Source organism: Rhodococcus sp. 27YEA6, from assembly GCF_044908235.1.
GTDB classification, from domain to species: domain Bacteria; phylum Actinomycetota; class Actinomycetes; order Mycobacteriales; family Mycobacteriaceae; genus Rhodococcus_F; species Rhodococcus_F qingshengii.
The window spans coordinates 21052-43830 of sequence record NZ_JBIYCY010000014.1 but is presented as its reverse complement, the minus strand read 5'-3'; the positions used below and the strand labels follow the sequence as shown (position 1 = coordinate 43830).

11 protein-coding genes and 1 pseudogene are annotated in these 22779 nt (G+C 62.1%); 1 reads left to right on the top strand and 11 read right to left on the bottom strand.

Annotation, left to right across the window (positions count from 1 at the left end):
- Positions 1-14: 14 nt before the first annotated feature.
- From ABH939_RS26175 to ABH939_RS26145, 7 genes and pseudogenes are all read right to left on the bottom strand, one after another.
- Entirely contained in the window at positions 15-1028 is a 1014-nt protein-coding gene (locus ABH939_RS26175; RefSeq protein WP_404650372.1) for a type IV toxin-antitoxin system AbiEi family antitoxin domain-containing protein, read from the bottom strand.
- A gap of 140 nt (positions 1029-1168) precedes the next feature.
- Positions 1169-3310, bottom strand: coding sequence for a 3-hydroxyacyl-CoA dehydrogenase NAD-binding domain-containing protein (locus ABH939_RS26170; protein ID WP_003943799.1), 2142 nt, complete (start codon positions 3308-3310; stop codon positions 1169-1171).
- Between the two features lie 45 nt (positions 3311-3355).
- Positions 3356-4570 carry an acetyl-CoA C-acetyltransferase gene (locus ABH939_RS26165; protein ID WP_003943886.1) on the bottom strand — a complete coding sequence of 405 codons (1215 nt, stop codon included), beginning with the start codon at positions 4568-4570 and terminating at the stop codon, positions 3356-3358.
- A 222-nt stretch (positions 4571-4792) separates the two neighbouring features.
- Positions 4793-6618: pseudogene (locus tag ABH939_RS26160) on the bottom strand (multicopper oxidase family protein).
- 88 nt (positions 6619-6706) lie between these two features.
- Entirely contained in the window at positions 6707-8263 is a 1557-nt protein-coding gene (locus tag ABH939_RS26155) for a hypothetical protein (RefSeq protein ID WP_064687942.1), read from the bottom strand.
- Positions 8260-14370, bottom strand: a complete 6111-nt coding sequence (locus ABH939_RS26150; protein ID WP_404650371.1) for an SDR family NAD(P)-dependent oxidoreductase — start codon at positions 14368-14370, stop codon at positions 8260-8262. The genes ABH939_RS26155 and ABH939_RS26150 overlap by 4 nt, the downstream gene beginning before the upstream one ends.
- A gap of 677 nt (positions 14371-15047) precedes the next feature.
- Complete coding sequence (locus tag ABH939_RS26145) at positions 15048-17261, bottom strand: DNA polymerase III subunit gamma and tau (RefSeq protein WP_404650370.1); 2214 nt, start codon at positions 17259-17261, stop codon at positions 15048-15050.
- Between the two features lie 162 nt (positions 17262-17423).
- Here ABH939_RS26145 and ABH939_RS26140 point away from each other — a divergent pair, with 162 nt between their 5' ends.
- Entirely contained in the window at positions 17424-18737 is a 1314-nt protein-coding gene (locus tag ABH939_RS26140; protein ID WP_003943791.1) for an ammonium transporter, read from the top strand.
- Positions 18738-18743: 6 nt separating this feature from the next.
- Here ABH939_RS26140 and ABH939_RS26135 read toward each other — a convergent pair whose 3' ends face one another.
- Genes ABH939_RS26135 through ABH939_RS26120 form a run of 4 tightly spaced genes read right to left on the bottom strand, consistent with a single transcriptional unit; the run spans position 18744 to position 22690 of the window.
- Positions 18744-19115, bottom strand: coding sequence for a carboxymuconolactone decarboxylase family protein (locus ABH939_RS26135; protein WP_020905896.1), 372 nt, complete (start codon positions 19113-19115; stop codon positions 18744-18746).
- Positions 19116-19123: 8 nt separating this feature from the next.
- Entirely contained in the window at positions 19124-20713 is a 1590-nt protein-coding gene (locus tag ABH939_RS26130) for a long-chain fatty acid--CoA ligase (RefSeq protein WP_404650369.1), read from the bottom strand.
- The gene (locus ABH939_RS26125) at positions 20706-21329 is read right to left on the bottom strand and encodes an alpha/beta hydrolase (protein ID WP_065352836.1); all 624 of its coding nucleotides are present in this window, start codon (positions 21327-21329) and stop codon (positions 20706-20708) included. Before ABH939_RS26125 ends, ABH939_RS26130 begins: the two co-directional genes overlap by 8 nt.
- Entirely contained in the window at positions 21329-22690 is a 1362-nt protein-coding gene (locus tag ABH939_RS26120; protein WP_404650368.1) for an MFS transporter, read from the bottom strand. The genes ABH939_RS26125 and ABH939_RS26120 overlap by 1 nt, the downstream gene beginning before the upstream one ends.
- Positions 22691-22779 lie beyond the last annotated feature (89 nt).

Here is a 22779-nt window from a genome sequence, read left to right as displayed (position 1 = left end):
GGCGCACAGGTGCCTCAGGCACCCGACTGCGTCCTCACCCAGCCTCCCCGCCGCAAGACCGTCTCCACCTCGTGCGCAACCTGGCACGGGGTCTTCATCACCTCGTCGAATCCGTAGACCAACCGCGGACGACCTGCCAGCTCTGCCGCATTGTCACGGCGGCGATCACGGAATGCCACCTCGGCCATGGAATGCGCCCACCGACCGTCGAGACGCACGATCAGCGGCACACCGAATTCGCTGTAGTCGCAATCCTCGTACAGCGTGCGGCCGTCGACGCGGACCGGAGACTGGCGTCTGGCCGACGGCAACCCGTGCGCCTGCTCCACGTCGACCGCATAGTGGTATTCGAGCGTTGACTGCACCCCGTCTGCCAGGAGGCGTACCGCATCGGAAAGCGCACCCTTGAATCGATGTGGTGTTCGTTCGTCAATCCGACGACGCACATCGTTCAACGGAATTCGCGCATTTGTCACCGTGGTGATGAGTGAAACGTAGGCGCTTCGCGCTGTGGATTCGGCGGTCGCAAGATCAATCGCGGTATCCGCCCGCGACGTTCGAGGCATGACTGACGGCACGCCGATGTATCGGTGGGCTCGGGATCGGTGGACGACTACCCCGGGGTGAACCACGCCACCCACTCTGACAAGTGCACCCGACGTTCGCGCTGGAACTCGGCGGATTGTCGCGGACTGACAGCGAGCCGACTTGCCGTAGGGCACGGTGACATGGACTGGCTTGTCTGCGTCGATGCGACGCATTCCCCATTCCTCAGCTGCAGTGTCGTGGCTCAGAATCGCTTGCGGGCCACCATAAAGCCAAGCGGCGTTCAAGATCATTTCTCTGGTGAGCGGGCCAGCGGTCACTGCATACACGCCTTGTAGAACGCGCTGCCATTCGCCGCGGTCCAGAAAGTTCCGCAGCATCCCTCGGTTGTATCCGAATGACGAGAGTTGCTGTTGCCGTACCAGACCGGATTGCGCATCGAGAATCCGGAGAAACTCGCTTCCACCATGAGACGTAGTCATGGCACCAAGCGTCAGGCCGAACTCCGACAGGACTGACGTGAAATTCGCTGTCGGAGTTCGTCTGTGGATATCTCACAAGCTGGGGATAAACCCCTGTGCGCCTTTTTGGTAGTTACGGCTACCAAAAAGGCGCACGGGGGCTATGCCCCTAGCGAAGCCGGCGGGGTGAACCGCGGGCCGTACTGCGCAGCGAGTTCCTTTGCGCGAGCGACGAAGCCAGCCGTGCCGCCCTCGTAACCGACGATGAACTGGTGAACGCCACCGGTCCAGGCCGGGAATCCGATGCCCATGATGGAGCCGATGTTGGCGTCCGCCGTGGTGATCAGGACGTTCTCGTCGAAGCACTTCTGCGTCTCGATCGCCTCGATGAACAGCATGCGGTCGATGAGGTCCTGGATCGGGGCGTCGGAGGTTCCGGAGTTGAAGTTCTCGCGGAGTCCGGACCACAGGCCGGTGCGCTTGCCCTCGGCGTAATCGTAGAAGCCGGCTCCACCGAGCTTGCCCTTACGATCGAACTTCTCGACGAGGGTGTTGATGACCTCGCCGGCCGGATCTGCCGGCAGTTCCTTGCCTTCGGCCTTGGCGGCGTCGGCAGATTCCTTGCGGATCTTCTGCATGAGGGTGAGGTTGAGCTCATCCGAAAGCTGAAGCGGCGCAGCCGGGTAACCGGCCTGCATACCGGCCTGCTCGATGGTGGCAGGCTCGACGCCCTCGGCGAGCATGCCGATGGCCTCGTTGATGAAGGTTCCGATGACACGCGAGGTGAAGAAGCCACGCGAGTCGTTGACCACGATCGGCGTCTTGCGGATCGCCTGGACGTAGTCGAACACGCGAGCCAGAGTCTCGTCGGAGGTCTTCTCACCGCGGATGATCTCCACCAGCGGCATCTTGTCGACGGGCGAGAAGAAGTGGATGCCGATGAAGTCTTCCTGACGCTTCACGCCGGTGGCGAGACCCGTGATGGGCAGCGTCGAGGTGTTCGAGCCCAGCAGTGCCTTGGGATCGACGATGTCCTCGATCTCCTGGAACACCTTGTGCTTGAGTTCCTGGCTCTCGAAGACTGCTTCGATGACGAAGTCGACGCCGGCGAAATCTGCCGGGTCAGCCGTCGGGGTGATCTTGGCGAGGAGTGCGTCGGACTTCTCCTGTGTGGTCTTGCCGCGCGAGAGTGCCTTGGCCTCAATGCCTTCGGCGTACGCCTTGCCCTTGTTTGCAGCCTCGATGCTGACGTCCTTGAGGACGACGTCGAAGCCGGCCTTCGCGGAGACGTACGCGATGCCCGCGCCCATCATGCCCGCGCCGAGGACGCCGACCTTCTTGATGGTGGACTTCTCGATGCCTGCCGGACGTGAACCGCCGCCGTTGATCGACTGCAGGTCGAAGAAGAACGCCTGGATCATGTTCTTCGCGACGCGGCCGGTCACCAGCGAGGTGAAGTAGCGAGCCTCGATGAGCAGCGCGTTGTCGATGTCGACCTGCGAGCCTTCGACGGCTGCGGCCATGATGGCGCGCGGAGCCGGCATCGGAGCGCCCTTGAGCTGCTTACGCAGGTTCGCGGGGAACGCCGGAAGGTTGGCAGCGAATGCCGGCGTGGACGGAGTTCCGCCAGGGATCTTGTAGCCCTTGACATCCCACGGCTGAACGCCGCCTTCGGGGTTGGCCTTGATCCATGCCTTCGCAGCCGGAACCAGTTCTTCTACCGAGCCGACGACCTCGTCGATGAGGCCGACTTCCTTGGCCTGAACGGGTCCACGCTGCTGCCCCTGGAGCAGGACGCCCATGAGCGCGTTCTGCAGGCCGAGCATCCGCACGGTGCGCACGACGCCGCCGCCGCCGGGCAGCAGGCCGAGGGTGACCTCGGGCAGGCCGATCTTGACGCCCTTGACGTCTGCCGCGATGCGGTGGTGGGTCGCGAGAGCGATCTCGAGGCCGCCGCCGAGCGCCGCACCGTTGATGGCGGCGACGACCGGCTTGCCGAGAGTTTCGAGACGACGCAGGTCTGCCTTGATCTCGACGCTGTGGTTGTAGATCTCCTCGGCCTGCTCGGGGCCGACCTTGATCATGTTCTTGAGGTCGCCACCGGCGAAGAAGGTCTTCTTGCCGGAAGTGATGACGGCACCGGTGATGGAGTCCTTCTCGGCGACCAGACGGTCGACGGTGGCCTTCATCGACGCGATGTACGCGTCGTTCATGGTGTTTGCGCCCTGGTTGGGATCGTTGATGGTGAGCACGACGATGCCGTCGGCGTCCTGGTCCCAGTTGATGATGTTCTGATCAGTCACTTTGCTTGACTCCTGGTAAGCCTCGTTGGAAGGACGGACGCCGCGTCAGACGCGCTCGATGATGGTGGCAACGCCCATACCGCCGCCGATGCACAGGGTGATGAGGGCGCGCTTGCCGCCACGACGCTCGAGCTCGTCGACCATCGTTCCGGTGATCATCGCGCCGGTTGCACCGAGGGGGTGGCCCATGGCGATAGCGCCGCCGTTGACGTTGAGCTTCTCGTCCGGGATGTTCAGGTCCTTCTGGAACTTCAGGACGACGGAAGCGAATGCCTCGTTGATCTCGAAGAGGTCGATGTCGTCGACTGTCAGGCCGGCAGCTGCCAGAACCTTCTTCGACGCCGGCGTCGGGCCGGTGAGCATGATGGTGGAGTCGGCGCCGCTGGTGGCGGTGGCGACGACGCGAGCGCGCGGCGTCAGACCCATGTCCTTGCCGGCCTGCTCACTACCGACGAGCACGAGGGCAGCGCCGTCGACGATTCCCGAGCTGTTGCCGCCGTGGTGAACGTGGTTGATCTTCTCGACCCAGTGGTACTTCTGCAGCGATACGGCGTCGAATCCGCCGATTTCACCGATCACACCGAACGCGGAAGCCAGGCCGGCAAGGTTCTCTGCCGTGGTGCCCGGACGCATGTGCTCGTCGTTGTCGAGGATGGTGATGCCGTTGATGTCCTTGACCGGCACTACCGACTTGGCGAAGTATCCGCCGGTCCACGCCTTGGCGGCGAGGTCCTGCGAGCGCACGGCGTATGCGTCGACGTCGTCACGCGAGAAGCCCTCGATGGTGGCGATGAGGTCTGCGCCGACGCCCTGCGGCACGAAGTAGTTGTCGTAGTTGGTGGCGGGGTCGAGTGCCCACGGTCCACCGTCGGATCCCATCGGAACGCGGGACATCGACTCGACGCCACCGGCGATCACCAGTTCGTCCCAGCCGGACCGAACCTTCTGAGCAGCCATGTTCACGGCCTCGAGGCCGGAAGCGCAGAAACGGTTGAGCTGAACGCCACCGACGGTGTCGGGCAGTCCCGCATCGTTGACTGCAACGCGGGCGATGTCCATTCCCTGATCGCCAACGGGGGTGACGACGCCCAGGATGAGGTCGGAGATCCGATCCTCGTCGAGGTCGGGAAAGCGCACGCGCAGTTCCTGGATCAGACCCGTGACCAGCGAGATCGGCTTGACCGAGTGCAACGACCCGGTCTTCTTGCCGCGGCCTCGCGGGGTACGGATGGCTTCATAAATGAATGCCTCTGTGGTCACTGTGAGGTGTTCCTTCCGTGTAATTCGTCGAACCGGTCTGCAGATCGTCCGCGCCGCCTTCGGTGGTGGCGCATGGCCGAGGTACAGACCTCAGCCCTTTCACTGTAGAACGTGTTCCAAATTCATGGGAAGGACCGAAGCGATCCTGCTAGGTGACCGAGGTGATCAGGTGCGCGAACGCCTGCCCGCTTCGGTTCATTTCGGGTGCGCCCCCGGAAGCACTCACGGCACGATGCGATACGGCAACATCATGTCGTGATCTTCGTGATCGAGTAGATGGCAATGCCACACGTATCCCTGGAGTCGACCAGAATCAGCCATATCGTGGCGCCCGCCGCACGTCATCCCACCGCCCGTCATCCCACCGCCCGTCATCCCACCGCCCGAAAGACGATCGAACATCGCGTCGGGATCGAAACCCAGCTCATCCGCGGTGGGGAATCGCACGATGATCCGGGTGACAGTGCCGCCGTCCACCCTGACGGTGTCCTTCATTCCCGCTTCCCACGGCGCCGGCGCGATCATCGGCCCCGCCTCGAACCCGTCGGGCGACGGAGTCCACTTGTTGCCGATCACCGGCTGCGGATGGCGGATCAAGTACTCCAGCGTCCGCATGGGTGTCCTGCCGAGAATCCGGAAATTCACCAGGTGCAGGTGTATCGGATGCGGGTCCGGCGTGGTGTTGACGATGTTCCACTGCTCGACGGTGCCTTGCCGCGGCCTCTCGACGTCCGTGGTGCTGAACGTCAGGTTGTTCAACGTCATCTGAGCCGGTGGATTCCGCAGTTCCAGTTGCTGGCTCACCGTCACCGTGCGAATTACCGTCGGCTGCTCCCACGGGCGAGAACGTCACGTTGTCGGCGCCCACCGCGCAGTTGCGACGGAACACCACCGGTGAATCCGCGCCTGGAGTCGCCGCGGAACCGGCAGAACAGCGGCATAGTCACTTCACCGATGACAGCGGCGGGCAGCGGGGGCGCCTCGTCGTTGCGAAGCTCCACCGTCGAACCCTCCGACAGTCCGGTGAAATCGACGAGGAGGTCGTACCGCTCCCCCGGTGCGCAGCGGAAGGCATTGACCGCGACGGGCGCGTCGAGCATTCCGGCGTCGTTGCCGATGACCCAGAACGTCATCATGTTCGAGAAGCGAAGATTCCACACACTTGCCGACGACGCATTGACGATGCGGAGGCGGTAAAGGCCCCGAGCCACGGACAGTTCCGGCCACACCTTGCCGTTGACCAAGCCGACGTCGCCCACCGCGCCGCCTTCCCACGATCCTTCCGGGATCAAGATGGTGGATCGGCCGTTCTGGGCGCCTGTCGGGGTGAAGATCTTCTCCTGCAGGATCAACGGGATCTCGAATTCCTCGGCCGGCAACCCCAACGGATTTCCCAGTTCGCCGGTGTCGAATTCATCCCTGATCAGATAGTTGCCGATCAGACCGGCATAGACGTTGAGCCGGGTGATGCCCATCGCATGATCGTGATACCAGAGGTGGGCGGCTTCCTGACCGTGCGAAAAGTGATGCATCGCAGCCTGTCCCGGCATCACCAGCAGCTCCGGATGGCCGTCGCTCTCAGGTGAAGTGACTCCCCCGTGCAAGTGCAACGACGTCGGCGGGTTAGCGCGAAAGTCTGCCTGCATTCCGTGCAGCGTCATATCCATGTCCGCTGCCAACGGATGTCCGGTCAGATCGTTCTCGAACGTCAACATGATCGGCTCGCCGGAATGCGCCTCGACGGTAGGGCCCAGATAACCGCCACCGATCTCTCCGCTGCGGTACGACAGTGCTGGGGACGAGGGAAAATCCCGATGAAAGGCATGTTGCCCCACTTGCGCTGTCAGTGTGATCTCGTTTCCGGAAAGCGTTGACAACGACGGTAGTTCGTCACAGAACGGCTCGAACTCCGGCGAATGAAAAATCAACGGAGACTCGATATCCACACTCCCCGCCGGAGCAGCACCTGCCTTTGCGCCCAAAGCAACAGCCGCTGTGCCGACTACCGACCCTTTCAGAACCGATCTTCTGGAAACCCCGATACCCATACATGCCCCTCCCCATCGAAACGGGTTGCGTTCTCCCGCAAGGAAAACGCAACCCGTCTCTCCACTTCGATCTCGGAAAATCCCCCGTCTACTTTCCGTCGATCGCCTCCAGCACCGAATCGATCAGCGACTGTGGAAGTTTCGATGGCGGAGAGATTTCCAGTTCTCCCGGAGCGCCCGGCATCGTCCAGACAGTTCTGTGCCGAGCGATCGCGAGCTTCTCCCGTGATCCGTCCTCATTGACCTTGAAGTACTCGAACTCGAGGTCGATCCCCCTCTCGTAGAGGGCAGACAGGGACATCGTGACCAGGACGTCGTCGAACGGCATGACCTCGCGCAGATGCTCAACCCTGGTGTGCACACAACGAAGTTCCCCGAGAGCGCCTCTGGCCGCCATGGCCTCACGCTGAGAACGGACCAGGAACTTGTCCCGAACCCTCGACTGCCAGATGTAATAGTTGCCGAAGTAGATGTTGCCCACGACGTTTCCGTCCTGCAACGTCGTCGAGAACACCTCGGATTCGAGCAGGTACGGATTGCGCGGCACCATCGGAGCCGAGCGGATCACGGAACCACGATCGACGTTCTTCGGTTCGGTGGGAACAGCGATGTTCTTCGTCCCCGTCGGAATCGTCATCGGCTCGATGAAATCGTGGAAGTACTGCGGCATCGGCCGTGCCGCCACCACACCGTGGGAGAGGATTTCCACCCACGTCGTCTGCATCGCACTCCACCCGATGTGAGTGCGCGTCTCGCCGTCGACCCGGCACCATTCGACATGCAGATTGGTGGTTGCCCGATCCGGACCGGTGAGCTCGGTGATCCAGATCGTCCCCTCGACAATGTCGTCGGTGTACAGGTTCGCATCGATGAACACCTCGGAGTTGTTGGTCACCATGCCCCAACGACCCGTCGCCATGTCCTCCACGATCTGCTTCGAGATCGGTCCGGTTCCCCTCTCTCGCAAAGCGCCCAACCACAGCGCGAAGCTCGCGAACCCCACTGATCCACCGACGTTGCACGCGTCCCGGAACCCGACGGGGAACCGGATCGACACCGCCGGATAGCCGCTCCGGGCCACCACATGCACGTCGGAGCCGTAGGCCATCGGATCGAACTGCGCGAGAGACTTCGCCGACAACGGTCCGGAGTCGAACTGCGGTGCCGGGTCCTGCGCCGGTTCCTCCGCATCCTCCTCATGAGTCACAAACGCGAGAATCCGCTCCTCGTTGTCCGTCAACAGAGCTGGAAAAGTCAGAACCACCACGCTTCCCTCTGCGCCGCCGCGGAAGGTCACTGCGTCGTCCTCCCTGGCGCCCATCGCCAGAGAAACCGACATCTGCCCCGTGGCCTTTCGGATCGCCTCGGCCGCCGCCCACAGCCTGGTTCCCGCACGATCGAGTGATTCGCCGCCTGCGATCAACTCGTCCAGCAGCGGAATCCGCGCCGAACCCAGAAGCGCCTTCCACTGCACGGCGGTTCGGGAGCGAATCGGTTCGATGTCACACCCCTGAGGCCAGTCGCCGGCCGAACCGAGTGACTTGCTGCCGTCGTGCGAGAGCGAGACATCCACAGAGGGCGGAATATCACCGACGACGACGGGCTTTCCGGTTTCCTGCCATTCGATGGCAAAGGCATTACTCATTTGATCACCACATCCTCATCGAGATGAATGTTCACGGCCGCCTCGGCGATCGGTTTCTCCTGCTCGTGGCGTTCCGACTTGGTCAACTCGTGAATCCCCGGGGTATGCGCGACCACAACCCGCGGGCTCTTCACTCCCAACGCCCGGCTGTGTTGCGCGAGCTTGTCGAGAATGATCTGTGCGTCGCGCGCAGTCGGATCCGCGATTTCCTCAGCCGTAGGACGGCTTTCGTCGTGGGAGAGAATCTGGGAGCGATATCCCTCGAGCTGCATCACCACTCGTCCGTCCTTCACCACCGCCACGTCGGCTTGCATGTGGGTCTCTGTCTGCACCTTGTCGTAGGCGTACGCGGTGAACGAACGAGCCTCGAATCGTCCGTCGTACATGTCGATTCGCGCAATGTTGACCGGAAGGCAGATCTCCCGCGGAACCATGATCTGACCCGATTGGAGCAGGGAATCGAGGAAGTAGGGATCACCGAGGAGGTGCTGCTTACGGTCGGCTCGCGAAATAGCGCTGAAGAGAATGTGCTCGGAATCGAGGCTCGAGATCTCTTCGAGTCGGCGGAAATCGCCCTCCTGGAACAGCAACCACGAGTAGAGATCGTCCAACGGATCGATGTCGAGCACCGGTCGCGGCAACTCCTTCTCGAACTCCGGCAGTGTTTCGTCCAGCCCGAAGATGAAGTCGGCCGAGAAATGGGGCCGTCCGTACCCGGTCCGTTCGGTGCCGATCGTGACATGCACCCGCGTTCCTGCAGCATCACGATCCTGCTCCACGACGCTTGCCTTGATCTCGACTCTGGTGCCCTCGACCGTGTCGACGACGATCGGTCGATCCAGCTTGATGTCGTCGATGCGGACGCGGCCCAGAGTCACGCGTCCGGTGACATAAGCCGCCGCCTGCGACATCGCCTCGAGTCCGAACACCGTCGGAAGCAGCGCCGATCCTTTCCAGACATGGTCTAGGACAAAAGGATCTGCTGAGGTGGACAACGTCGTCCGGGTAACCAGTTCTACCTGCGGCTCGATGGTCACCACTTGGTCGATGTACCGCGACACCGCCGGCAGAGCCGGTGCTGCCGGCGCCCAGGTGTCCAGACCGCCGAGTCGACTGGTCACGACGATACGACTCGCCTCGGGTCCGCTGTCGACCAGACGAAGGAAATGATCCACTCCCGCAGCCGTGGAAATCGGCATGACACCCATCTTCGCGAGGTGGTTGACACTGCCCATGCGGGCGCCCATGCCGGTCTCCCCCCACACGCTGTACGCGAGCGAGAACGTCCGAGTCTTCGGGTGCCCGGCGGCATACCGCATCACCATTTCGTCGAGAAGCTCGTTTCCGTATGCATACCAGCTGTTTCCGGGCATACCTGTGAATCCGATGATGGAGGAGAAGCCCACGAACAGCTTCAAGTCGCGATCAGCGAGCGCTTCGACGAAGTTGGCTGCGCCCAGGACCTTAGGTGCAACCTCCTTGAAAGCCGCAGCGCTGTCGACTCTCTCGAACCGCCGCGGAACATTCGCCCCCGCACCGTGGACAAACCCGGTGATCGGCCCAACCTCGACCTCGATCTGGGCGACGACGCCGGCCACCGCCGCAGCATCCGTGACGTTGCAGCGATAGTAGTGAGCGCTCAATCCGGCAGACGTGAAGTCCGCAAGAGTGGAAGCGATTTCGTCACCCGCTTGTCGCTGAGAGCTTCCGATCAGCACTAGTTCGGCGCCTGTCTTTCGACCGAGAGCCAGAGCGCATTGCGCCATGATGCCTTTCGCGCCACCGGTCACGACCACTACATCCGAACTCCCCAACCCGCTCTCGCGGACGGTGTAGTCGCTCGAGGCGAGAACCCGCGGTTGCAGTGCCGTGCGTCCCATCTCGGTGTCGTAAGTCGCGAACACATAGGATGCAACCGAATCCAACTCGGAGACGACGGTGGTTGCCACCACCGCGTCCGCAGTCGAGCCGTCGAATCCTATGACGCGGACATCCAGTTCGGGGCGCTCGTGATGCACCGAAGCGGCAAAAGCCGCCGCACTCGATACCGGCGCCGGATTGCCCAACTCGACATCGGTGAACTGAATCACTGCCAATGTGGTTCGTGCGCCTCCACTTTGCTGCGCCGGAACCATCTTGTACATGTGTTCGATCCCACGGCGCAAACCGATTTCGGTGACGGAATCATCGGTCACACGCGGCATTACGGCAACCACGTGCTGTGCATTCGCAGGAGCGCCGTCGGAGAATGTGCGAATGTCGACCTGAGCACCACGCCCTCGCAGTTCGGATTCCAACCTTCCGACCAAACCGGCGTCGTCACCGATGACGACAAACGTCGTGTCCGTGAGGTCTCGGACTCCGTGCAACGCTGTCTCGCTCCGAACCTTTTCCAGGGTGTAATCGCGAACCCAGGTGAAGCTGTCGGCTGATAGACCCTTTGCCTTCACCGGCAGCGCCCGCGCAACCGGCTGCTGCTGCCCCGACTTCTCTTTCGCGGATCGATCGAGCACTTCGATGAGTTCACCCAGGCTGACGTTGACGAGTTCGGCCGGATCCAGATCACCCTGAACACCCAATCGCGTTGCCACAGTTGCTATCGCATCGGCAGCCTTGATCGAGTCCATGTTCAGGTCGTCGAGCAGGTGGAGATCCACATCGAGAGACTCCACCGGAAATCCGGTGTCCTCCGCGATTACCTCGAGCAGTATTCGCGACACGTCCGACTGCACCGAACTCGCTGCTGGAACGGCAGAACCGAGATTCGGTGATGCCGCAAGGATCAGCGATGCTGCTTCTCCGATCGTGGCATTGGCCAACTCGGCAGGGTCGAGGTCGACAACCTCGAACTGATGCGCAACCTTCGAAATAGCCTCTGCCGCACTGATCGAGTCGAGATTCAGATCATCGAGCAGACGCAGATCCGTCGTGATCGACTCGGCGGGGAATCCCGTCGTATCGGCGAGGATCCTGATCAGCTCACTTTCCACGGACCCAGCGCCCGCGTCAGCCGGCTCTTCGACTACCGGAGCCGAAACCGGCGAAGGAGCTTTCGCTGCCACGGATTCGTGGCCGTTGGTGACTGCCCGCGAAGTCGGAGCAGATGGAGAAGACGGAGAAGTCGCTCCACTGCCTACATCAGCACGAATCACGTCGACGAGGAAGGTCCCGCGTCGGCTCAGGTAATCGGCCAGCGCCGCAGCCGGATCCCCGCCGGACGTACCAAGTGCGAGCGGTTCGGGAGCAAAAGTAACCGTCAGCTTCGCCTCGGCCAGGTTCTCGATGAACACCTTCTGATCGGCAGGAACGAATTCGCGCACGAACCGGCCGTCGAAAAGTTCGTTCCATCGGACCTGAGCGCCGTGTACGTACATCGCGGCCAGTGCGACATTGAAGTCCTCGTCGCGTCCGGACTTGGACGCAACGGGGAAGCAGCGCACGCCGTCGGTCCCATTGATCGCCTTGGTGAGCCCGGTCAGCACACGGCCGGGACCGACCTCGACGAGCAGGTCCACGTCCTGCGAGATTCCACTTACCGTCTTGACCCAGTCGACCGGTGAGACAACCTGTTTGGTGACCAATTCGCGAAGTGCCAGTGGCGTCTGTACGCGTTTCCCTTCGACGCAGGAATACACGGGGCAAGTCAGCGAATCGACTTGCTCGTCAACGGGCGCAGTGGACTTCAGCTCCCGCTCGGCCTCGTTCATCATCTCGGAGTGGAAAGCATTCGACACGGCAAGCGCCTGAGCCGACACTCCGCGCGTCTTCGCGATGGCAACCACATCGTCGACCGCGTCTTTGGTGCCCGAAACCACGGTCTGTGTAGGCGTATTCAGATTCGCGACGGTCGCGTAACCCTTTGTTTCCGCGATGATCGCCTCAGCCGTCGATCGGTCGCAGGTCAGGCTCGCCATCGCGCCGTTTCCACCACCACTGACAGCCATGGCCGCACCCTTCGCCGCAGCCAAGGTGATCAGCGTCTTCTGGTCGTAAGCTCCTGCCGCGTAGAGCGCGGTCAACTCGCCGAGACTGTGGCCGGCGACAGCACTGGGTGTGACACCCAATCGGCGGAGGTACTCGAACCAGAGCAGCGAAGCCAAAGCGACGGCAGGCTGGGTGAACTGCGTCTGGGCGAGATCCCGCTTCCACTTCGCCAATTCCGCAGCGTCAGCGCTCTTGACCGGGTTCCGCAGAATTCGAGGCGTGATCGCCTCCGCTCCAACTCCCTCCAACCAGCCGTCCGCCTCGGTCGCCAGTTCGCGTGCCCACTCGAAGCGCTCGATCAGCACGCGCGCCATCTCTAGTTGTTGGGATCCCTGTCCCGGGAACAGGAATCCGATGTCGTGGTGGACGGCGTTCGAGATCGAGATCTCGTTGCTCACGACCTTCACCTGACCGGATGCAGGAGCGGAGTTCTCGCAGATCACGGCAAGCTGACGCATGCGTTCGGCCAACTGCGCGGGACGTCCGGCCACCACTGCGGCACGGAAGGGCGCGGTCGGCGAGATCACTCGAGAGAGTTTCGCCGAAAAGTCCAGCAGCTCGGCAACACTCAACGGAACCGCCAGATCTGCAACATCCCGCGCTCGGGTCGCCAAGTCCACCGCGGAATCTGCAGAAAGTACGAAAACCTCGGTGTCCTGATACGACGCCATCATCGTGCGGACGTCTTGCGAGGGTGTCAGCTTGCTGGATGGTGCATCAGCCGATTCGATCGCGACGTGGCAGTTGATACCGCCGAAACCCATGGCTTGCGCACCGGCACGCATCTTCTCGGACGGATCTCTGATCTCACCGTTGACGAGCGGAAAGAGTGCCGGCGCTTCGGTTCCGAACGCCGGGTTCGGGTCGGTGCAACCGGCGAGCGGCGGAAGGATTCGTTGATTGACGGCCATGGTCGCCTTGATCAGCGCAAGGATGCCCGACGCCGCCTTCGTGTGCCCGATCAACGACTTCAGTGACGTCATGCCGATGCTACGAGCCTCGACGGGCCCGTCCGTCTGAGCGGCCTGCTGGACGCCGGCCAGTTCGACGGGGTCTCCGACGGGAGTACCAGTTCCGTGTCCTTCGACGAAGGCAACCTCGCTGGCCGCGAATCCCGCTCGCGAGTATGCGCGACGGATCATCTCGGCCTGAGTTTCGGCGCGGGGCTTGGTGATTCCACCCTTGCCATCGGTGGAGATGCCCCAGCCGCGAATCGTCGCGTACACGTAGTCGCCGTCCGCCCTGGCGTCCTCGAGTCGTTTCAAGGCCACGAATCCGCAACCTTCACCCGGGATGAATCCGCTTCGGCTTGCGTCGTACACGTTCATGTCGCCACGGGTCAGTGCACCCAAACGGGCGAATCCCACCAGTTCCAAAGGATCCAAGCTGACGTCGACTCCCCCTGCCAAGACGAAGTCGGCCGCGCCGGACGCCAGCTTTTCGGCTGCAGTCGCCACCGCGAGCATTCCGGACGCGCACGCACCGTCCACGACGTACCCGCCGCCGTTGAAGTCGAGATAATTGCAGATCCGGCCGGCAATCGTATTCGACAACATGCCGGCGAGAGTGTCTTCACTCGGCTCCACCAATGGGCCCTTGTAGACCTCTTCCATCGTCTCGGCGAGAGCATCGGCGACGGAACTGTCCAACTGGCGCGCTTCGGCTGCCACAGCGAGTGCGCGCTTGACGTAAGGCCAACGCAAACGCATCGACCACATCCGGGATTCTTCACCGGTGAGGGAGTTGCCGACGATTGCGGCGCTGCGTCCAGTGGGTACCGATCCTCGGCTGTAGCCCGCGTCCGTCAAAGCCCCGAGTGCTGTTTCCAGAGCCAACCAGTGTGTGAGATCTGTCGACTTGAAGGTCCGCTCCGGTATCCGGCGACCGACCCAGTCGAATTCGAAACCATCCATGAACGCGCCGCGATCGGCGTATGTCTTGTCGACGTCGTCAGGGCTCGCGCTCCAGTAGTCGTCGAGGGACATCCGTGACTCCGGAAACTTTCGGAATTGCATCCGACGCGCGAGGACGTTCTCCCAAAATCCTTGCAGATCATGTGCACCGGGGGACCACATGCTCATCCCGACTATCGCAATCGCAGGATTAGTTGAATCTTCAGTCATCTTACACTTCCTATTTTCGCGCGCATCCACGGGAGACTCAATCGACCGAAGACTAACCACGCCCTCATCGGTGTGTAAAACGCAGATTCACCTCAAGGCATAAACAAATAACAAAGGTTGTTCGGCGCAATGAACGTGTTTCAGCAATTTGACAGCAATCGAGAGTTAGCTGTAACTCGGAGTTACCTATTTGCTTCGTAACCGGTCATGCTCCTGCTTGAACATCCGTACCGGATCCCGGTTTCTCGGCCGCCATTTTCTCGCGATCGGCAAATATTCAGTTGAATATGCACCGAAATGCCGCAATGCCGAATATGTGGCCAATTCGCCGAATGTCCCAAATTGGTCGATCCCCGCAAATCAAACATCCGACAACTATCAATCTGAACATTCGTGACACACCGAAATTTAACAGCAGCACTCGAATGCCCATCAGACAACGAGAAATTCCAGATATTCTTCGGCGACCATCGTCCGAATCGACGTTTCGTTACACCGGAACTGAGCGAACGAATGTGCCAGCAAACCAGCCACATACAATTCAGCTTTGCGAGGCCGAGCCGGCGCGCTTTCGAGACGCGCGCACACAAAGAGAACGGCACTTATAACAATTCGATCACACAGTGGTGCAGCTGGATTCCGACAGCTGTTTCACGCACACGGACCGACTCGGCAACTCAGCTTTCGAGGCGGCGAGCTCCGAGGACGTCCTTGAGGAGTTCCTTTGCAACATCCTCGGGATCACGTCTGGCAGTCGGATCAGCGGGCTCAGCCGCCTCCGCAAACATCTCGTCCTCGTCCTCCGGCGTTGCAGGCGGAGGAGTTGCCTCGTAGTCGACCTCAGGAGCAGGGGCCGGTCCAGGGTCTTCCGGATAGTCGGGGGCCTCGGGCGGCGGAATGTCGTCCGAATCTCCGCGCTGGGGCTGCGGGGCCTTGGGCTGCTGCGCTGCGCGCTCCTGACTGGGCCGCGAGAAGCGGGGCGCAGCGGCAGGGCGGCTCGGAGCTTCCGTCGCCTTGGTTGCGCTCGATACTGTCGGCGCTGTAGGCGCACCTTCTTGATACTCGACCTGCCAAGTGCCACCGAACATTTCGGCAAGGACCTCGCAAATGACCGCCGCGTTGTGCGGTTGCGTCACACGAGCACCCAGAACCGGTGAGCCGTGAGCGATGACAACGACATGTCCACGCACGTCGTGAACCGTCGCAGCGGACAGCATGGCCGGAAGAACCTTGTTTCGTTCACCGACCTTGTTGCGCAAGGTGTTCCACGATTCACGGAGAGTCTCGACTGTGGGGCCTGCCGAGACCGGCGCCGCTTCGGCAACCGCCGGCTCGTCGAACTCGGGCTCGGGCTCGTAGTCGGGTTCCGGCTCGGCAAGCCCGATCAGCTCTTCCGCCTCGACAGAAGCAGTAACCGGTGGTTCAACCACAGGAGCTTCAACTATTGGAGCTTCGGCAACCGGAGCTTCAACCACCGGAGCTTCGGCAACCGGCGGTTCCACGATCTCGACAGTGGGAGTCTCGACGACGGGAACTGCCGCTACCGGAGGTTCGACGACAGGAGCCTCCACAACCGGCGGCGCCGCAGCTGGAGCAGGCGCGGCTGGTTCCGGCCGCACCTCAGGCTCGGCCTTGCGTTGAGAGGGCCGTTGGAACTTGGAAGCAATCTCCGGTTCGAGCGGCGGCACGGTGGGTGCCGGCGTTGCTGCCGCGCGAGGGGCAGCCGCGACTCCGGCAGCCGGAATACCTTGTTCCAGGCGCTCCAGCCGCTGCAATACAGCTGACTCGGTGTCGGAGGCCGACGGCAGCAGCATTCGCGCGCACATCACTTCGAGCAGCAGCCGCGGCGCCGTCGCACCACGCATTTCGCTGAGTCCGGCATGGACAGTCTCGGCGAAGCGGGTGAGCGTGGCCGGGCCGACTCGTTGAATCTGCTCACGCATCGTGACCAGCTCCGCTTCCGGAGCGTCGACCAATCCTCGTTCGCTGGCGTCGGAAACAGCCTGCATCAAGATGAGATCACGCAGGCGCTCGAGAAGATCGAGCGCGAATCGGCGTGGATCGTGACCGGCGTCCATCACGCGATCGACAGTGCCGAACAACGCGGCCCCGTCACTGGCAGACAGGGCGTCTACTGCTTCGTCGATGAGCGCGACGTCGGTGACTCCGAGAAGAGAGAGCGCGCGCGGATACGTGACACCTTCTTCTCCTGCGCCCGCGAGCAGCTGATCGAGGACACTCAACGAGTCACGAGGGGAACCGCCGCCGGCCTTGATGACCAGTGGATACACCGCAGGCTCGACCGGTACGCCCTCCTGGGCGCAGATCTTTTCCAGGAGTCCGCGCATGGTCGACGGCGCCAACAGGCGGAACGGGTAATGGTGTGTACGCGAACGGATGGTCGGGAGAACCTTTTCCGGTTCCGTCGTCGCAAAGATGAAGATGAGGTGTTCCGGCGGCTCTTCGACGATCTTGAGCAGCGCATTGAAACCCGCCGCCGTCACCATGTGTGCCTCGTCGATGATGAAGACGCGGTAGCGAGATGCGGCGGGTGCGTGGAACGCCTTGTCTCGGAGTTCTCGGGTGTCGTCGACGCCACCGTGACTTGCGGCGTCGAGTTCCGTCACATCCAGGTTGCCTGTGCCGCCCGGGCCCAGCGAAACGCACGAGTCGCACACGTTGCACGGCGTCGACGTCGGTCCCTGCTCACAGTTCAGCGAACGCGCCAGGATTCGCGCCGACGACGTCTTTCCGCAGCCGCGCGGGCCGGAAAACAGGTAGGCATGGTTGATGCGTCCGGTGTCGAGGGCCGTGCTGAGCGGTGCGGTGACATGCTCCTGCCCCACCACCTCGGCGAAGGACGCGGGTCGATACTTCCGGTACAGGGCCACGCGCAAAGACTACCGGCGACCCACGACAGGTGGTCCGGTGCGGGTGCAACGCCGACTTCTCCCGAAACATGTTCGCAACACAATCGCAGTGCGGAGGAAACCGCACGCACTCATCGTGGGTTCCGTGCACGCGGGCTGGTCCGCGTGCGTGAGGAGAAAACTGTGCCCGCCACCATCGATGCCGGAGCGACTGCCTGGTTGCTCGTCAGTACTGCACTCGTACTTCTGATGACGCCAGGACTCGCACTGTTCTACGGCGGCATGGTCCGCTCGACGGGCGTACTCAACATGATCATGATGAGTTTCGTCTCCATCGCACTCGTCACGGTCGCGTGGTTGTTCGTGGGCTACAGCCTCGTGTTCGGCGACGATCACGGTGGCATCATCGGCGGACTCGAACACATCGGCATGGCGGGCATCGACCCGTCGACCGTGCACGGGAATGTCCCGGAAGTGTTGTTCGCAACCTTCCAATTGACGTTCGCAATCCTTACTGCAGCACTCATCAGTGGTGCGATCGCCGACCGCGCGAAGTTCTCCGCCTGGATGATCTTCGTCCCCATCTGGTCCTTGCTCGTCTATGTCCCCGTCGCTCACTGGGTGTGGAATCCGCAGGGATGGCTCGCCCAGATGGGCGCACTCGACTACGCCGGTGGCCTCGTGGTCGAAATCGTGTCCGGAGCGTCGGGTCTGGCATTGGCACTGGTCCTCGGCCAGCGGATGGGTTTCAAGGCCGAGTCGATGCGTCCGCACAATCTGCCGTTCGTCCTGCTCGGCGTAGGCCTGCTCTGGTTCGGTTGGTTCGGATTCAACGCCGGCTCGGCCCTTGCGGCCGACGGTATGGCCTCGCAGATCTTCCTCAACACACTCGTCGCCGGTTGCACCGGACTACTCGGCTGGCTGTTCGTCGAGCAGAATCGTGACGGACACCCCACGACGTTCGGCGCAGCTTCGGGCGTCGTCGCCGGTCTGGTCGCGATCACCCCGTCGTGCGGAACGGTGAACATGTTCGGTGCGCTCGTCATCGGTCTGATCGCCGGCATCGTCTGCTCGTACGCCGTGGGATGGAAGCACAAGCTCGGCTACGACGACTCCCTCGACGTCGTCGGCGTGCACCTCGTCGGTGGAATCGTCGGCTCGTTGCTGATCGGACTCCTCGCGACGGCCGTGATGACGGGCGGTCCGGAAGGTTTGTTCTTCGGCGGTGGATTCGCGCAGTTGGGCAAGCAGTTCGTCGGCGTCGTCGTGGTCGCGCTCTATGCCTTCGGTGTGACCTACGGTCTCGGAAAGCTCATCGACAAGACCTTCGGCTTCCGCATTTCGCGTGAAGACGAGGCCCGCGGAATCGACGTTGCCCTGCACGCGGAGTCGGCCTACGAGCACGGAGTCCTCGGCCACGGTCCGATCGGCGGACAGAACCCGAGCCCGTTCCTCCAGCGTCAGCGGGAGGAACGGGAGAACCGCGAGCGGGACTGACCGCCCTCACCGGTTCGCGATTTCCTCCATCAGGATCGGAACGCCGACATTGCAGGAATGAATCCCGACGACGGTGGTCAGTTTCAGCACCTCGAGAATCTCCTTCGGGGTCACTCCCATGTCGAGCGCGGCGCGAATATGGCGTCGTACGCCGGGTGCGTACATGTGTGTGCTCGCCGCATCGACGGCTATGCACAGCAACTGGATCACCTGAGGTGACAGCACCCCACTGTTCCAGGGCTGCATTGCTGTCTTCATGTACAGCTCGGTCCACTCGGGATCCAGCTCCGAAAGTCCGTCCCACAACGGATTCCAGCCACCCGAATCCTTCATGGCCTGGGTCACGGGAAAAGCTTCACTTGCTCGAACGTCAGTCATCGATCTCCTCAGACCATCGAAAATGCTTGATTCAGTTCACGTTTGAGAATCTTTCCGGTTGCCGTCATCGGCAGCGACGGCACGAACTCGATGCGGCGCGGATATTTGTAGGCGGCCATCTGTTCCCGCGACCATTCCACGAGATCCGATTCGGAGATCTCTTCACTCGGCTCTAGGATCACGTAGGCGACAACTTCTTCGCCGAGGCTCGTGTCCGGCACCCCGACGACAGCGACGAGTGAGACGGCTGGGTGAGTGAGCAGAACCTCTTCGATTTCGCGTGGGTGGACGTTGAATCCGCCCCGCACGATCATGTCCTTCGCGCGATCGACGATGTAGTAATTTCCGTCGGTATCGACCCGTGCCAAATCCCCGGTGCGAAACGATCCGTCGCACATGACTTCCGCCGTCGCCTCTGGTCGGTTGAAATAGCCCTTCATGACGTTGTGCCCGCGAATGGCCAACTCTCCCACTTCATCGGGGCCGGCGATCGTGTGCCAAGAGTCGTCGACAAGCCGCGCTTCGACGCCCCAGATCGGCACGCCGATCGAACCGGGCCGGGGGTCGCTCTCCGGGCCACTGAACAAGGCCAGCGGAGAGGTCTCGGACAACCCGTACCCTTCGAGGATCTGAACACCGAAGCGTTCCCTGAACTGTGTCAATATTTCCACGGGAAGCGCTGCGCCACCGGAGATCGCGCACCGCATGTTCTGTGCAACGGTCTCGATATCCACCCCGGATTTCACTACCTCCTCCAGCACGCCGAGCAGTCCCCAATACATGGTCGGGACGCCCGCGAAGACCGAGATCTTTTCGCGTTCCATGATCTCGAGTGCCGCGGTCGCATCGAAGCGCGGCATCAACACCAAGGTGGCACCGACGCAGATTCCCGCATTCATGGTCACTGTCTGGCCGAACGAGTGGAACAACGGCAAAGTCAGGAGATAACGCTCATGCATGGACGGAACGCTCTCGAACAACCGGTTGGTCGACAGTGCATTCAAGACCATGTTGCAGTGAGTGAGTTCGGCACCCTTGGGCTTTCCGGTCGTGCCGCTGGTGTAGAGAATGACCGCGGTGTCCGTCGGTTCACGAACAACCGCGACTGCAGGCGTTTCCGTGCCGGACACGGATGCCAGTGCTTCGCCTAGAGTCTCGACTCCGAGGATCGACGACGGTGCACCCGACTCGGCGCTGATCACGATCAGGGCCGAACAGGTCTCGCTCTGCTCGAACCCGGCGATGGCGTACTCAGCGATCGGCAATTCGGGACTTCCCTCGAAACAGAAGTACAGCTTTGCTTCCGAATCAGCCAGGTGATAGGCGATTTCGCGCCCTTTGAGCAGAATGTTCAGAGGAACGACGACGCCGCCGGCCTTGAGAATGCCGTAGTAGACGATCGGGAACTCGAGAACGTTCGGGCAGGACAACGCCACCTTGTCACCTGGCTCGACACCCCGCGAGACGAGCAGATGGGCGATGCGATTCGCGTAGGCGTCGAACTGCGCATACGTCAGCCTCGCTTCCCCGAGAACCAGCGCATCCCGTTCCGGGTACCGCCGGGCCGAGTCTTCCAGCAGAGCAGCAAGATCAAGCACGACTGTGTTCCTCCTGCGCATCGGAATCCGTGGCATGAGACGAGGCAGCGCGCGACACCGACTCGAGCAGTTCCCGCACCAACGACTCCGCCCGCGGCCAATACCCGTATCCGGACGCCGGATTGAGGTGTCCGACCTCGCCCAGATCCAGCAACCGACTCCCCCATCCTTCAGCCAAACCCACAACTCGGCGATACCCGGCCAGCGGATCGTTCCGACTCGCCGCGACCGTGCTCGGAAACGGCAGACGCTGACGCGGTATCGGTAGCCACCCGTGTCGGTCGAGATCTTCGAGAGACGGATAAGACTCGGGCAGCGGAAGTTCGAGATCCGCCGGCGTGACCAGAAGTGCGCCCGCAACCTCTCGATGATTCGCCCTCGCCCAGTGAGCAACTGTCATGACTCCGGCGCTGTGCCCGACCAGGACCACCGGCCCGCAGACACTTGTCAGCACCTCGTTCAATGCCGCAACCCGCGCATCGCGGCTGAGCTTGTCGGTCTCGAGGGGAGGAACCGTCAGAACGTTGTCGAGCCTGCGCGCGAGGTGAGTCTGCCAATGATCTTCGACATGATCCCGCAGACCGGGAACCATTACTACCGTAGTTGATTCATTCATCATGAGCTCCGAACGTCTGTTACTTCAGTGGCGCCGAGGATCTCGGGCCGATTCTGCAACGTCGCCAGCCGCCTCATCCCGGCGGGATAGGCACGCTTGCCGGCTACCAACGCGAGGGCCGCGACGACATAGACGAAGGGCGAAAGCTGTAGAGCGCCGACAAGACCCAGGTGATCGGCGAGGATGCCGACAACGAAGGGACCGAGCGCCAGCCCGAGAAGGTTGTTGGCGACGGTGAGCGTTCCCATGGCCGACGCTCGAATCGAGTGATGGGTAAGGTTCGCGACCATCGCTGCCGTCGGCCCCGACGAACCGGCGGAGAAGAATGCACCGATACCGAGCAACACGAGTTGTGCTGTCCCCGTGCCCAACCGGAGCCCGACGCTCAGCGTCACCAACGAGATGGCGCAGTAGACAATGGCGGTGGTCCATTTTCGCGCCGAATCGTCGCGGCTGAATCTATCTGTGATGAAACCGCAGACCACCATCCCGCTTCCGACCAGGAGGACGAACACGGAAGCCGTGACGCCGGCCTTGTCCGGGGCCAAATCGTAGTAACGATTGAAGAAGCTCGGCAACCACGCCAGAAGTACAGCGGCGGTGAACATCTGGAGACCACCACCGATGTAGGCGAACAACACGGCGGGATTGGTGAACAGCGAGGACACCGGCGCACGAAAACCGTCGTGTCTCACCGCTTCCCCGGCGGCATCCGGCGCGGCCTCGACGGCGTAAGCGGTGAGCTTCTTCTCGGTGACGAGGGCGCGGAAGAGCGCGACCAGAATCAGACCGAAGATCGCCATGGCGGCAAAAGACCACCGCCAACTGAACTGGACTGCGATGAACCCACCGATTGCCACACCGATGACCGAACCGAACGATCCACCGGCCATGAAGGCACCGGCAAGAGCTGCGTGCACGCGGGGCGCAAACACACTGAGGACCACGGCGATACCCACGCTGCCGTACGCCGCTTCACCGACACCGACCAGGAACCGGGCGCCCAACATCTGTTCGTAGGTCTGAGCGATTGCGCACAGCAACGTCGCGACACTCCACAACACCGCCATCAAGATCAAGCTCTTGACGCGGCCCCAGCGGTCCGCGAGCAGCGACAACGGGAACGTCAACAGCCCGACCATCAATGCCACCACGCTGCTCAGGGAGGCGAGGTGCGAATCGGAGAGATCCCAGTCCGCTTTCAGGATCGGGAAGACTGCACTGAGCACCTGCCTCGACATGTAGTCCGAGAGCAGAAGACCGAAAGCCAGGGCGAAAACGATCCACGGGTATAACTTTCGTCGTCCGCCGATTCCGAGCGCGGTGTCCACACGTGGCGTGGCGGGAGCTTGCAGTCCCATGACTCTCCTAGGAAGTACTCGAGGTAGACGGGGGGATTCGGGGGTACGAACCGTCGCGGTTCGTACCCCCGGAACTGTTGTACGAGAGG